Annotated in this window: 6 protein-coding genes, 17 tRNA genes and 3 rRNA genes; 23 read left to right on the top strand and 3 right to left on the bottom strand. The window is 43.9% G+C overall.

Annotation, left to right across the window (positions count from 1 at the left end):
• Window positions 1-12 precede the first annotated feature (12 nt).
• From BKP56_RS02135 to BKP56_RS02040, 20 genes are all read left to right on the top strand, one after another.
• A tRNA-Met gene (locus BKP56_RS02135) sits at window positions 13-86 on the top strand.
• Between the two features lie 18 nt (window positions 87-104).
• Window positions 105-178: transfer RNA gene (locus tag BKP56_RS02130), tRNA-Ile, on the top strand.
• A gap of 23 nt (window positions 179-201) precedes the next feature.
• A tRNA-Met gene (locus BKP56_RS02125) sits at window positions 202-274 on the top strand.
• 178 nt (window positions 275-452) lie between these two features.
• Window positions 453-523 (top strand) — tRNA-Gly (locus BKP56_RS02120).
• A 10-nt stretch (window positions 524-533) separates the two neighbouring features.
• A tRNA-Ile gene (locus tag BKP56_RS02115) sits at window positions 534-607 on the top strand.
• A gap of 24 nt (window positions 608-631) precedes the next feature.
• Window positions 632-703 (top strand) — tRNA-Glu (locus BKP56_RS02110).
• A 30-nt stretch (window positions 704-733) separates the two neighbouring features.
• Window positions 734-823, top strand: a tRNA-Ser gene (locus tag BKP56_RS02105).
• A 92-nt stretch (window positions 824-915) separates the two neighbouring features.
• Window positions 916-988, top strand: a tRNA-Met gene (locus BKP56_RS02100).
• Between the two features lie 86 nt (window positions 989-1,074).
• Window positions 1,075-1,147 (top strand) — tRNA-Asp (locus BKP56_RS02095).
• A 17-nt stretch (window positions 1,148-1,164) separates the two neighbouring features.
• Window positions 1,165-1,237, top strand: a tRNA-Phe gene (locus tag BKP56_RS02090).
• Window positions 1,238-1,239: 2 nt separating this feature from the next.
• Window positions 1,240-1,320, top strand: a tRNA-Tyr gene (locus BKP56_RS02085).
• 5 nt (window positions 1,321-1,325) lie between these two features.
• Window positions 1,326-1,396 (top strand) — tRNA-Trp (locus tag BKP56_RS02080).
• Between the two features lie 38 nt (window positions 1,397-1,434).
• Window positions 1,435-1,507, top strand: a tRNA-His gene (locus BKP56_RS02075).
• Between the two features lie 10 nt (window positions 1,508-1,517).
• A tRNA-Gln gene (locus tag BKP56_RS02070) sits at window positions 1,518-1,590 on the top strand.
• 45 nt (window positions 1,591-1,635) lie between these two features.
• Window positions 1,636-1,706: transfer RNA gene (locus BKP56_RS02065), tRNA-Cys, on the top strand.
• 25 nt (window positions 1,707-1,731) lie between these two features.
• Window positions 1,732-1,816 (top strand) — tRNA-Leu (locus tag BKP56_RS02060).
• 330 nt (window positions 1,817-2,146) lie between these two features.
• Window positions 2,147-3,698, top strand: a 16S ribosomal RNA gene (locus BKP56_RS02055).
• A 216-nt stretch (window positions 3,699-3,914) separates the two neighbouring features.
• Window positions 3,915-6,828 (top strand): 23S ribosomal RNA (locus BKP56_RS02050).
• 230 nt (window positions 6,829-7,058) lie between these two features.
• Window positions 7,059-7,174 (top strand): 5S ribosomal RNA (gene rrf, locus BKP56_RS02045).
• The 16S, 23S and 5S rRNA genes sit together here with 17 tRNA genes alongside, the layout of an rRNA operon.
• 35 nt (window positions 7,175-7,209) lie before the next feature.
• Window positions 7,210-7,282: transfer RNA gene (locus BKP56_RS02040), tRNA-Asn, on the top strand.
• Between the two features lie 21 nt (window positions 7,283-7,303).
• Here the strand turns inward: BKP56_RS02040 and BKP56_RS02035 are convergent.
• From BKP56_RS02035 to BKP56_RS02025, 3 genes are all read right to left on the bottom strand, one after another.
• The gene (locus tag BKP56_RS02035; RefSeq protein WP_072693510.1) at window positions 7,304-8,302 is read right to left on the bottom strand and encodes an IS30 family transposase; all 999 of its coding nucleotides are present in this window, start codon (window positions 8,300-8,302) and stop codon (window positions 7,304-7,306) included.
• A gap of 296 nt (window positions 8,303-8,598) precedes the next feature.
• Entirely contained in the window at window positions 8,599-8,901 is a 303-nt protein-coding gene (locus BKP56_RS02030; protein WP_072693509.1) for a HesB/YadR/YfhF family protein, read from the bottom strand.
• A gap of 43 nt (window positions 8,902-8,944) precedes the next feature.
• Window positions 8,945-9,811: an SDR family oxidoreductase gene (locus BKP56_RS02025; protein ID WP_072693508.1), complete on the bottom strand. Its 867-nt coding sequence runs from the start codon at window positions 9,809-9,811 to the stop codon at window positions 8,945-8,947.
• Window positions 9,812-9,970: 159 nt separating this feature from the next.
• Here BKP56_RS02025 and BKP56_RS02020 point away from each other — a divergent pair, with 159 nt between their 5' ends.
• The 3 genes from BKP56_RS02020 (at window position 9,971) to BKP56_RS02010 (ending at window position 12,960) form a co-directional block, all read left to right on the top strand.
• Window positions 9,971-11,110 (top strand): glycerate kinase, encoded by a 1,140-nt coding sequence (locus tag BKP56_RS02020; protein WP_072693507.1) that lies wholly within the window; start codon window positions 9,971-9,973, stop codon window positions 11,108-11,110.
• A 12-nt stretch (window positions 11,111-11,122) separates the two neighbouring features.
• Window positions 11,123-11,677, top strand: a complete 555-nt coding sequence (locus BKP56_RS02015; RefSeq protein ID WP_072693506.1) for a sugar O-acetyltransferase — start codon at window positions 11,123-11,125, stop codon at window positions 11,675-11,677.
• A 176-nt stretch (window positions 11,678-11,853) separates the two neighbouring features.
• Window positions 11,854-12,960: an ABC transporter ATP-binding protein gene (locus BKP56_RS02010; protein ID WP_072693505.1), complete on the top strand. Its 1,107-nt coding sequence runs from the start codon at window positions 11,854-11,856 to the stop codon at window positions 12,958-12,960.
• Window positions 12,961-13,026: the final 66 nt, after the last annotated feature.

Here is a 13,026-nt window from a genome sequence, read left to right as displayed (position 1 = left end):
CTATCATAAATTGGCGGTGTAGCTCAGCTGGCTAGAGCGTACGGTTCATACCCGTGAGGTCGTGGGTTCGACTCCCTCCGCCGCTATAAATTTTACAGGAAATCGGACCTTTAGCTCAGTTGGTTAGAGCAGACGGCTCATAACCGTCCGGTCGCAGGTTCGAGTCCTGCAAGGTCCACTTTCGAATCATATACTTTTTATCGCGGGGTAGAGCAGCTGGCAGCTCGTCGGGCTCATAACCCGGAGGTCGCAGGTTCGAATCCTGTCCCCGCAATTGTCATGGTTGTTATTGCTTTAGCAATTTGCAGCATGATACATATGGGTAAAACCCACAGTTTCTTATAGTTAGTTTTTAAATAAAGGTCCCGTAATGTAGCGAATATCATACTTGTCTTTTTGTGTAAGAGATCGCGAGTTCGACTATTCCCGTTGGGACTACTTCCTAATGTAACGCGGGTGTAGTTTAGTGGTAAAACCACAGCCTTCCAAGCTGTTGTCGCGAGTTCGATTCTCGTCACCCGCTTTTTTGTTTGGGGCCTATAGCTCAGCTGGTTAGAGCGCACGCCTGATAAGCGTGAGGTCGGTGGTTCGAGTCCACTTAGGCCCATTAGTTTTAAAATGATATTATACTGGCCCCTTGGTCAAGCGGTTAAGACACCGCCCTTTCACGGCGGTAACACGGGTTCGAATCCCGTAGGGGTCATTAGTGATTAATCACTATATAGTTTTTGCTGGAGGATTACCCAAGTCCGGCTTAAGGGAACGGTCTTGAAAACCGTCAGGTGTGTAAAAACGCGCGTGGGTTCGAATCCCACATCCTCCTTTATCTTGCAGCACTAGTTATTTAGCGGGATCAGAGATACAATGTGTATAGGAATTAACCACTGTGTTTATTAGAATGCTTGCATTCATCATCGCGGGGTAGAGCAGCTGGCAGCTCGTCGGGCTCATAACCCGGAGGTCGCAGGTTCGAATCCTGTCCCCGCAATTGTCATGGTTATAGGTGCTTTGGTAATTTAAAGCATGATAGATATTTGAATCTATAGTATCAAACTATGAAAGTTTTAAAGACAAGGTCCCGTAGTGTAGCGGTTATCACGCCTGCCTGTCACGCAGGAGATCGCGGGTTCGAATCCCGTCGGGACCGTTAGAAATATTTTCCAAGGCGCAGTAGCTCAGTTGGTAGAGCAACGGATTGAAGCTCCGTGTGTCGGCAGTTCGACTCTGTCCTGCGCCATTGGAGGGATAGCGAAGTGGCTAAACGCGGCGGACTGTAAATCCGCTCCTTCGGGTTCGTAGGTTCGAATCCTACTCCCTCCATTTTTAGGGATATAGTTTAACGGTAAAACTACGGTCTCCAAAACCGTCAATGTGGGTTCGATTCCTACTATCCCTGTGAAACATTAGAATTACAATACAAAATTTGATATTTTGGCGATTGTGGCGAAGTGGTTAACGCACCGGGTTGTGGTCTCGGCATTCGTGGGTTCGATCCCCATCAGTCGCCCTTGTAACATTGGGCTATAGCCAAGCGGTAAGGCAGCGGGTTTTGATCCCGTCATTCCCCAGGTTCGAATCCTGGTAGCCCAGTTTCATTTTGTTTTTTACTTAGTATTTCAAAGTGGATAAATGTATGGCGGTATAGCCAAGTGGTAAGGCAGAGGTCTGCAAAACCTTCATCACCGGTTCAAATCCGGTTACCGCCTTGTCTTTTAGTTTCATTATTAACAGGCCGGCGTGGCGGAATTGGCAGACGCGCTGGACTCAAAATCCAGTGCCCGTTAAGGGCGTGCCGGTTCGACCCCGGCCGCCGGTATTGAAAATGAATTTAATTTATTTTCAAAAAATGTTTGACAAATGGTTAAGCAAATGGTATTATAAATAGGTTGCTGACAACGACATAAGCATCACTTGGTAAATTGGAAACGAAAGAAATTCAAAAAAAGTGTTGACATCGAATCGGCAACGTGGTATGATATAAAAGTTGCTGACAAACAAGGCAACGACTTATAAAGTAGTAGATCTTTGAAAACTGAACAAAGTAAAAACAACCAAATGTGCAGGGGTCTTCGATTCTTTATTGGATCAAGACAACTATCGGATGAACAAGGTTCATCCACAATTAATACAATGAGCTTTTCAAACTTAAAACGAGAGTTTGATCCTGGCTCAGGACGAACGCTGGCGGTATGCCTAATACATGCAAGTCGAACGATGAAATTCTCTGCTTGCAGAGAATGGATTAGTGGCGAACGGGTGAGTAACACGTGGGTAACCTGCCCATAAGAGGGGGATAACATTCGGAAACGGATGCTAATACCGCATAGGTCTTTGAGACGCCTGTCTCTTAGATGAAAGGTGGCTTCGGCTGCCGCTTATGGATGGACCCGCGGCGTATTAGCTAGTTGGTGAGGTAATGGCTCACCAAGGCTGTGATACGTAGCCGACCTGAGAGGGTGATCGGCCACACTGGGACTGAGACACGGCCCAGACTCCTACGGGAGGCAGCAGTAGGGAATCTTCCACAATGGGTGAAAACCTGATGGAGCAATACCGCGTGAGTGAAGAAGGTCTTCGGATCGTAAAGCTCTGTTGTTAGAGAAGAATAAGTCGGGTAGTAACTGCCCCGGCCTTGACGGTATCTAACCAGAAAGTCACGGCTAACTACGTGCCAGCAGCCGCGGTAATACGTAGGTGACAAGCGTTGTCCGGATTTATTGGGCGTAAAGCGAGCGCAGGCGGTCTTTTAAGTCTGATGTGAAAGCCCACGGCTCAACCGTGGAGGGTCATTGGAAACTGGAAGACTTGAATGCAGAAGAGGAAAGTGGAATTCCATGTGTAGCGGTGAAATGCGTAGATATATGGAGGAACACCAGTGGCGAAGGCGACTTTCTGGTCTGTAATTGACGCTGAGGCTCGAAAGCGTGGGGAGCGAACAGGATTAGATACCCTGGTAGTCCACGCCGTAAACGATGAGTGCTAAGTGTTGGAGGGTTTCCGCCCTTCAGTGCTGGAGCTAACGCATTAAGCACTCCGCCTGGGGAGTACGGCCGCAAGGCTGAAACTCAAAGGAATTGACGGGGACCCGCACAAGCGGTGGAGCATGTGGTTTAATTCGAAGCAACGCGAAGAACCTTACCAGGTCTTGACATCCTCTGAACACTCTAGAGATAGAGCTTTCCCTTCGGGGACAGAGTGACAGGTGGTGCATGGTTGTCGTCAGCTCGTGTCGTGAGATGTTGGGTTAAGTCCCGTAACGAGCGCAACCCCTATTGTTAGTTGCCAGCATTCAGTTGGGCACTCTAGCGAGACTGCCGGTGATAAACCGGAGGAAGGCGGGGATGACGTCAAATCATCATGCCCCTTATGACCTGGGCTACACACGTGCTACAATGGATGGTACAACGAGTTGCGAGACCGCGAGGTTTAGCTAATCTCCTAAAGCCATTCTCAGTTCGGATTGCAGGCTGCAACTCGCCTGCATGAAGCTGGAATCGCTAGTAATCGCGGATCAGAACGCCGCGGTGAATACGTTCCCGGGTCTTGTACACACCGCCCGTCACACCACGAGAGTCTGTAACACCCGAAGTCGGTAGGGTAACCCTTTTGGGAGCCAGCCGCCGAAGGTGGGATGGATGATTGGGGTGAAGTCGTAACAAGGTAGCCGTATCGGAAGGTGCGGCTGGATCACCTCCTTTCTAAGGGTATTGCCTTAAGGGCAAACGGAACCTTGCACAGGTGTTTTACTTTGTTTAGTTTTGAAGGATTTATTCCTTCTATATATTTGTTCTTTGAAAACTGGATAGTTGAATTAATACAAACATGTTAAGTAACAACACCGAGATTAACAATTGAGAACAGTTTTGTTCCTTGAATGAAACTCTCATCGCTAATAATCATACGCTTAACCACCAGGTTAAGTGAATAAGGGCGCACGGTGGATGCCTTGGCACTAGGAGCCGACGAAGGACGGGACGAACACCGATATGCTTTGGGGAGCTGTAAGTGAGCTTTGATCCAAAGATTTCCGAATGGGGGAACCCATCACCAATCATAGGGTGATATCTTTTCAGTGAATACATAGCTGGAGAGAAGGTAGACGTGGGGAACTGAAACATCTCAGTACCTGCAGGAAGAGAAAGCAAATGCGATTCCCTGAGTAGCGGCGAGCGAAACGGGAAGAGGCCAAACCAGAGAGCTTGCTCTCTGGGGTTGTAGGACCGGCGATATGGACGAGTGAAGATAGTAGAAACAGTTGGAATGCTGTGCGGAACAGGGTGAAAGCCCCGTATACGACATCTGATCTTACCTAGCTGGTATCCTGAGTACGGCGGAACACGAGAAATTCCGTCGGAATCCGGGAGGACCATCTCCCAAGCCTAAATACTCCCTAGTGACCGATAGTGAACCAGTACCGTGAGGGAAAGGTGAAAAGAACCCCGGAAGGGGAGTGAAACAGCACCTGAAACCGTGTGCTTACAAGTAGTCAAAGCCCTTTTACGGGTGATGGCGTACCTTTTGTAGAATGGACCGGCGAGTGACGATGTCATGCAAGGTTAAGCCGAAGAGGTGGAGCCGCAGCGAAAGCGAGTCTGAATAGGGCGTTTAGTATGCCGTCGTCGACCCGAAACCAAGTGACCTACCCATGTCCAGGGTGAAGGTGCAGTGAAATGCACTGGAGGCCCGAACCCACGTACGTTGAAAAGTGCGGGGATGAGGTGTGGGTAGCGGAGAAATTCCAATCGAACTTGGAGATAGCTGGTTCTCTCCGAAATAGCTTTAGGGCTAGCCTCGGATAGTGCATCGTGGAGGTAGAGCGACTGTTTGGACTAGGGGCCCTTATCGGGTTACCGAATCCTGATAAACTCCGAATGCCACTGATGTAGATCCGGGAGTCACACTGCGAGTGATAAGATCCGTAGTGGAAAGGGAAACAGCCCAGACCGTCGGTTAAGGTCCCAAAATCCTTGTTAAGTGGAAAAGGATGTGGGGCTGCTCAGACAACTAGGATGTTGGCTCAGAAGCAGCCATCATTTAAAGAGTGCGTAATAGCTCACTAGTCGAGTGGCCCTGCGCCGAAAATTTACCGGGGCTAAACAAGGTACCGAAACCACGGATAGAACCAATGGTTCTATGGTAGGAGAGCGTTCTAAGGGCATTGAAGCAAGATCGTGAGGACTTGTGGAGCGCTTAGAAGTGAGAATGCCGGTATGAGTAGCGAAACACGGGTGAGAATCCCGTGCACCGAATGACTAAGGTTTCCTGGGGAAGGCTCGTCCTCCCAGGGTTAGTCGGGACCTAAGCTGAGGCCGATAGGCGTAGGCGATGGACAACAGGTAGAGATTCCTGTACCAGTCTGCTTTGTTTGAACAATGGAGGGACGCAGGAGGCTAAGATAAGCACGCTGTTGGATATGCGTGCCCAAGCAACAAGTCTGAGTAGGAGTCAAATGCTTCTACTCACACGGACAAGTTGTGATGGGGAGGGAACTTATAGTACCGAAGTATCTGATGTCACACTGTCAAGAAAAGCTTCTAGTTAGAAGTAGGCTGCCCGTACCGCAAACCGACACAGGTAGTCGAGGAGAGAATCCTAAGGTGATCGAGAGAACTCTCGTTAAGGAACTCGGCAAAATGACCCCGTAACTTCGGGAGAAGGGGTGCTGACCAACTGGTCAGCCGCAGTGAATAGGCCCAAGCGACTGTTTACCAAAAACACAGGTCTCTGCTAATTCGAAAGAAGATGTATAGGGGCTGACACCTGCCCGGTGCTGGAAGGTTAAGAGGAAAGGTTAGCTTCGGCGAAGCTTTGAATTGAAGCCCCAGTAAACGGCGGCCGTAACTATAACGGTCCTAAGGTAGCGAAATTCCTTGTCGGGTAAGTTCCGACCCGCACGAAAGGTGTAACGATTTGGGCACTGTCTCAACGAGAGACTCGGTGAAATTATAGTACCTGTGAAGATGCAGGTTACCCGCGACAGGACGGAAAGACCCCATGGAGCTTTACTGTAGTTTGATATTGAGTGTCTGTACAGCTTGTACAGGATAGGTAGGAGCCAATGAAACCAGGACGCCAGTCTTGGTGGAGGCAATGGTGGGATACTACCCTCGCTGTATGGCCACTCTAACCCGCAACCGTCAACCGGTTGGGAGACAGTGTCAGATGGGCAGTTTGACTGGGGCGGTCGCCTCCTAAAGAGTAACGGAGGCGCCCAAAGGTTCCCTCAGAATGGTTGGAAATCATTCGAAGAGTGTAAAGGCAGAAGGGAGCTTGACTGCGAGACTTACAAGTCGAGCAGGGACGAAAGTCGGGCTTAGTGATCCGGTGGTTCCGTATGGAAGGGCCATCGCTCAACGGATAAAAGCTACCCTGGGGATAACAGGCTTATCTCCCCCAAGAGTTCACATCGACGGGGAGGTTTGGCACCTCGATGTCGGCTCGTCGCATCCTGGGGCTGTAGTCGGTCCCAAGGGTTGGGCTGTTCGCCCATTAAAGCGGCACGCGAGCTGGGTTCAGAACGTCGTGAGACAGTTCGGTCCCTATCCGTCGCGGGCGTTGGAGATTTGAGAAGAGCTATCCTTAGTACGAGAGGACCGGGATGGACATACCGCTGGTGTACCAGTTGTCTTGCCAAAGGCATCGCTGGGTAGCTATGTGTGGACGGGATAAACGCTGAAAGCATCTAAGCGTGAAGCCCCCTTCAAGATGAGATCTCCCATTCCTTTAAGGAAGTAAGATCCCTGAGAGATGATCAGGTAGATAGGCTGGAAGTGGAAGTACAGTGATGTATGGAGCGGACCAGTACTAATCGATCGAGGACTTAACCACTAAATATAAAGTGGAACGAGACGTTCAGGCTTGCTCGAAATACAAGAGGCGTTCTTTAGCGGTCGCTAGACAGCTTAAGAGAGCCGAAGTATTTCTGAGAAGCCTGGCGAGTGAAACTGGAATAAAGTGGAAAAAGCGTATGATGGTGTTGTAGACAAACCTGTTTGGAAAGTTCAACTATCTAGTTTTCAGAGAACAACGTTCTCTAAAGGATAAAAAAAGAGTCATTGTGCGGTGATGATGGCGGGAAGGATCCACCTGTTCCCATTCCGAACACAGCCGTTAAGCTTCCCAGCGCCGAGGATAGTGAGGGGTTTCCCCTTGTGAAAGCAGGACGTTGCCGTGCAGCTCTTTTTTATTTATTGAAAATAGTTTTTTGATTCCGCAATAGCTCAGTTGGTAGAGCGCGCGACTGTTAATCGCGTTGTCGCAGGTTCGAGCCCTGCTTGCGGAGTTTTTTTTATGTCTTGAATTGTCAAATTAAGTGCAACGCTACACCGAAAAATACTTCATAGGGTGTTTTCCAGTTTAAACACTTCCTTGGGCGTAAGTTGAGTTTACGAACATATTGATCTACAACCTGATCAGTGACCGTATCCATCTCTTTTGTTTTCGGTAAATACTCTCTTAATAAGCCGTTAGTGTTTTCGTTCGTCCCTCGTTGCCAGGGAGCATGTGGGTCAGGAAAGTAGAATGGGACGTTATTAAGAGCTTTAGTGATTTCCCAATGTCTTGAAAACTCCTTACCACGGTCTGGAGTAATTGATTTTACTTGATTAGACTCAATAGAAGAGAATAAATGAATCATCTTATCTCTGACTAGTTCAGATCGTTTTTTCTCGATTTTTCCACTCATTAAGTATCTTGATTTACGGTCGGTAAGCGTAACTAAACAAGCACCACCCGTCTTACCAGCCACGGTGTCTGCCTCCCAATGACCAATTTCAGAACGATCATTAGCAGTAGCTGGACGCTCATGAATCGTATTAGAGATCTGTATTTTACCTCTTCTCTCAATATGATGTTTCGTATGTCTAGTTTTTCCACGGTGTCTGAGAGAACGAACCAGCCCGCGGTTTCCTTTACTGAGTGGTTCTGTTTCAAATAGACCCCTGTAGATTCCGCGATAAATGGTAGGGTAACTTATATGGATACCTACCTGTTCGTCTTTCAATCGATAGGCAATCTCTTCGGGGGACCATTGTTCTTCTACGAATAGCCTTCGAACGATTTTCCAAACCTTGGGATTAGACAAAATCAACTTGCGCCCACAGTTTTGCTTTCTGTAAGAATACAACGTCTGAGCCAGGATAGGAGAATAAGCCCCCTTCTTAAAATTACGTTTCAGTTCTCTAGAGATCGTTGACGGACTTCGGTCGACGGCAGCGGCAATAGTACGAATAGAATGACCTTGGTTGAACATTAAAAATAGTTTTTCTCGTTCAAATATTGTAAGATGGTTATAGTGGCTCATAGCTATCTTCCTTTCAAATAGTGTGGACAACCCTATTTTAACTGGAATTTAGCTAGGGGTCTTTTTTAAGGATTAAGTGTTGCACTTAAAGTGTATATTCAAGGTTTAAAAATATAGCTATGTTCAGAATTTTAGATTCAATTATACTAAAATAGTTAAATATTTAGTAAAAAACACAATCTTCCTTCCTACAGTAGTGAAATTAGTGAGGAAAAAGATTGTGTTTTTTTATTATATCTACTATTATCTGTTAAATAAAATATTTTGTAACTTTCATTAATACCTATCCCAAAAAATTATGATTGAGTTTCCTGGAAATGATAAACTGGTTCTTCGAGTTTTGTGTCAAGGTCAATTTCTAAGTTGTAGCCACTAAAGAACCATTCATCTTCTTTTCCTGCAAAATAAGTTACTTCGTTAACTTCTTTCTGTGCCAATGGCTCGCTATCAGGTTGATCAACACTCATGCCTATAGAGAATCCTTCGTGGACTTCTGTATTTCCGTAAGTTTTGCCGAAAAATCTAACACTGTCACCTTTTTCTAAAGCTAGTTCGTCTTCAAACCATTTTACAGCACGTTCCGTTACATCGATTTTCATTATTATTCTCCTCTTAAAGCTTAGTCTTGTAATTTGTAGTTGGTCATCTAGTCACCAGAGCATTGGTGACCAAGTCTTTTAGACTAGCTTCCTTTTTAATCAAATTTTTTATATCAGTTCCAGGCTTTTCAATATCACCATTAGCTATAGCATGGTTCATAGAGGCAGTAAATTCAGCTGCAGGTTTCGGAAGTCCTGAATCAATAAAGTATTGTACAGCTTCTTCATTGGAAACTGCTTTATATGTTACCTGTTTTCCACTAACCTCACTCAAGGTGACAGCAAGGTCTTCATAAGACCAAGGTGTAGAAGATGCTAGATCTATTATTTCATTTTGAGAACCATTTTGACTTAATAATGCTGCTGTTGCCATTGCTAGATCTGTACGTGAAGTGGTATTTAACTTTCCATCACCTACATTCGCTATTAATTTTCCAGAAGCTATAGACTGGTTTAGAGAAGGATTAATGAAAACTTCCGTATAAAGTGGGTTTCGTATAAATGTATAGGTAAGACCTGAAACTTTTATAGCAGCTTCTGTGGCAAGATGCAATTTTGCTAATGGAATAGTTGAATGATCTGCATTAGAAAAACTTGTATAGTAAATTCGGCCGACTTCTGCATCACGGGCAGCTTTTACTACGGTAGCGTGCTGGATTACTCGTTCCATGTCATCAGTGCTGGGACTTGAAATAAATAGTAATTTTTTGATTCCTTGAAAAGCTTTTACTAATGAATCGTATGAGGAATAGTCACCATATCTTATCTCAATAGTACCTGGGAGTTGTTCTTTTGCTTTTTCTACGTTGCGAACAATGGCTGCTATTTTTTCTTTTGGGTTTTCTTCAAGAAGTTCCTGGATCACTAAATTTCCTAAATTACCTGTTGCTCCTGTTATAGCAATGGACATGTTGGATCCCTCCGGTTTTTAGATTCTTTTGTAACTTACTTTATGTTTGTTTCTAATCTTAATTTTAAGTGTAATGATATGGGAAGTCAATTCTATAGCTGGCTATGAATAATGGAATTCTGGTATGATAGATTTAAAATAATGAGGAGAGTAGTTTATATGACAACAATTGTAATTGCATCTGATTCTTTCAAAGGAAGCGCAAGTTCAAAATTGATAGCAGAATATATTACTAAAGGAATTAAACGGGTTGATAATACAGTAGAGATTTTATCTTTTTCGATTGCCGATGGAGGAGAAGGAACGGTAAATGCTCTTGTTGAATCATTAAAGGGAGAGTATGAGATAGCTCAGGTGAAGGGACCGTACAACAAAAATGTGATGGCTCGATATGGAATGTTAGGTGATTCAAAAGCTGTCATTGAAATGGCTAAAGCATCAGGATTGCACCTGAAAAGTGTAGGAGACTCTCCAATAGAAGCACATACTTATGGTGTAGGGGAATTAGTTAAAGCAGCAATGGACAAAGGTGTCACCGATCTTTTTATAGGGTTAGGAGGAAGTGCAACCAATGATGGAGGAGCGGGCATGGCGCAAGCTCTAGGAGTAAAATTGTTGGATAAGAATGGTAAAGAAATTGGTACAGGATTAAATGAGTTGAAACGAATACATACTATAGATTATTCTCAGATCGATTCGCGAGTTAAAAATTGTAAATTTACCATTTTATCAGATGTAACAAATCCATTAACTGGTGACAATGGTGCTACTGCCGTTTTCGGTTCTCAAAAAGGAGTCAAGAAGAATGAGATTAGAGAATTTGATTCTATTTTGCAGTATTATGCTGAAATAGTAGAAGAAACATTGAAATGCAGTTATATCAATACAGCAGGTGCAGGTGCAGCTGGCGGACTAGGATTTGGTTTGATGGCTTTTTGTGGAGCAGAAATGGCTAGCGGTATAGACGAAGTTCTTAGACTAATAGAATTAGAAAGCGTTTTGCCAAGAACTGATTTGGTTATAACAGGTGAAGGTAGAATGGATGGACAATCTGTTCAAGGTAAAGCACCAACAGGAGTAGCAAAGTTAGCAAAAAAATATCATTTGCCAGTAATAGCTGTTGTTGGCGGAAGAGATGATGATGTTTCTAAAATCTATGAAGCAGGCATTGATTTGATCATTGATACTGTTAATCGACCAATGCCACTAAAAGAAGCTATCGAAAATGTGGAAAAACTGTTGATAGAAGCCGGAGAAACAGCATTTCGAGCTTATCAGTTGAATAAAAATAAACAATAAAGAGGGAGCAGAATGAAGACAGAAAGAGATAAAATGATTGCAGGAGAGTTATATAATCCGGCTGATGAGGAATTAGTTAAAATGAGGATAAAGACTCATAATCTGGCACATACTTATAACCTTTTAGAAACAGAACAGGAAAGATCCGAAATGATCAAAGAGATATTCGGAATAACTGGAGAAAAACTTCATGTTGAACCAGGATTAAGAGTAGATTACGGAGAAAATATAACAGTGGGTAATAATTTTTATGCAAATTTTGATGCTGTAATGCTTGATGTTTGTCCTATCACCATTGGGAAAAACGCCATGTTAGGACCGAGAGTCAGTTTAGTGACGCCTGAACATCCTTTGCATCCAAAAGAGCGGAATTCTGGTATTGAATTTGGTCGACCTATAATGATTGGAGACAATTGCTGGGTTGGTGCAGATGCAACGATCATTGGTGGTGTGACTTTAGGGCATAACGTAGTAGTAGGAGCTGGATCTGTTGTGACGAAGTCTTTTGGAGACAACGTTGTAATTGCTGGAAATCCGGCACGGGTTATTAAAACCATTGAAATTTAGTATAATAGAAAATCAATAAAATTCTTGAATAATATATTTTAGTCAACATGCACAAATATCTACTAGATATTTGTGCATGTTACCGTAGAGAAATAAAACCGTTTACAATAAAATGATGAGTGTAAAGAAACTGATAAAACTAAACTATAGAAAAATAAAAAGGATTGGTGAATTAAATGGTAGAAATCGCACTGAAAAATATATATAAGAGTTATGATAATTCGGAAGATTACGCAGTGTCAGATTTTGATATGAAGATCAAAGATCGTGAATTTATTGTTTTCGTTGGCCCTTCAGGATGTGGCAAATCCACTACCTTACGCATGATTGCTGGACTAGAAGAAATTACAGATGGTGAGTTATGGATCGGTGACACAATGATGAATGATGTGGCACCTAAAGACCGTGATATCGCCATGGTTTTCCAAAATTACGCTTTGTATCCTCATATGACTGTGTTTGATAACATGGCTTTTGGTCTGAAATTACGTAAATATAAAAAAGATGAAATAAAAAAACGTGTAGATAATGCTGCAGAAATTCTTGGGTTGACTGAATACTTAGACCGAAAACCAGCGGCCTTATCAGGTGGTCAACGTCAGCGTGTTGCTTTAGGACGTGCGATCGTTCGTGATGCTAAAGTATTCTTGATGGATGAGCCTTTATCAAATTTAGATGCTAAATTACGGGTAGCGATGCGTGCAGAAATCGCAAAATTGCATCAACGCTTGAACACAACTTCTATCTATGTAACACATGATCAGACAGAAGCGATGACGATGGCTGATCGTATTGTTATCTTGAAAGATGGATTCATTCAACAAATTGGAACACCGAAAGAAGTATATGATTATCCAGTAAATACGTTTGTAGGTGGGTTTATTGGATCACCAGCTATGAACTTTTTTGATGTGACACTTACCGGAAATCGAATATCTAATGGAAGTGGTATGGAAGTAGAAGTTCCAGAAGGCAGACTGAAAATGTTACGAGAAAAAGGATATACTGAGGGAGCAAAATTAGTTTTCGGTATTCGGCCAGAAGATATCCATAGTGAACAAGTAGCATTGGAAGCTTCGCCTAACTCTGTTATTACTTCTAAGGTAGCTGTTTCTGAACTATTAGGAGCTGAAACAATGTTGTATTCTGAAATTGGCGGTATTGAATTTATTGCAAGAGTAGATGCACGTGATTATCACAATCCGGGAGAAAATGTAGATCTCGCTTTTGATATGGGCAAATCTCACTTCTTCGATATTGAAACGACAAACGTTATCCGCTAATTTTAATAAAGAATTTAATAGATTAGTTCTTTCCTCTCTAGTTTAACCAGACTAGAGAGGTTTTTA

Source organism: Marinilactibacillus sp. 15R, from assembly GCF_001895285.1.
Taxonomy (GTDB): domain Bacteria; phylum Bacillota; class Bacilli; order Lactobacillales; family Carnobacteriaceae_A; genus Marinilactibacillus; species Marinilactibacillus piezotolerans.
Note: the sequence above shows the minus strand (reverse complement) of the source record. Positions and strands in the feature narration are given on the sequence as shown.

Bases quoted from the DNA above. Each gene is read 5' to 3' on its own strand.
- BKP56_RS02035 (WP_072693510.1), bottom strand. From the start codon at position 8,302: ATGAGCCACTATAACCATCTTACAATATTTGAACGAGAAAAACTATTT.
- BKP56_RS02030 (WP_072693509.1), bottom strand. From the start codon at position 8,901: ATGAAAATCGATGTAACGGAACGTGCTGTAAAATGGTTTGAAGACGAA.
- BKP56_RS02025 (WP_072693508.1), bottom strand. From the start codon at position 9,811: ATGTCCATTGCTATAACAGGAGCAACAGGTAATTTAGGAAATTTAGTG.
- BKP56_RS02020 (WP_072693507.1), top strand. From the start codon at position 9,971: ATGACAACAATTGTAATTGCATCTGATTCTTTCAAAGGAAGCGCAAGT.
- BKP56_RS02015 (WP_072693506.1), top strand. From the start codon at position 11,123: ATGAAGACAGAAAGAGATAAAATGATTGCAGGAGAGTTATATAATCCG.
- BKP56_RS02010 (WP_072693505.1), top strand. From the start codon at position 11,854: ATGGTAGAAATCGCACTGAAAAATATATATAAGAGTTATGATAATTCG.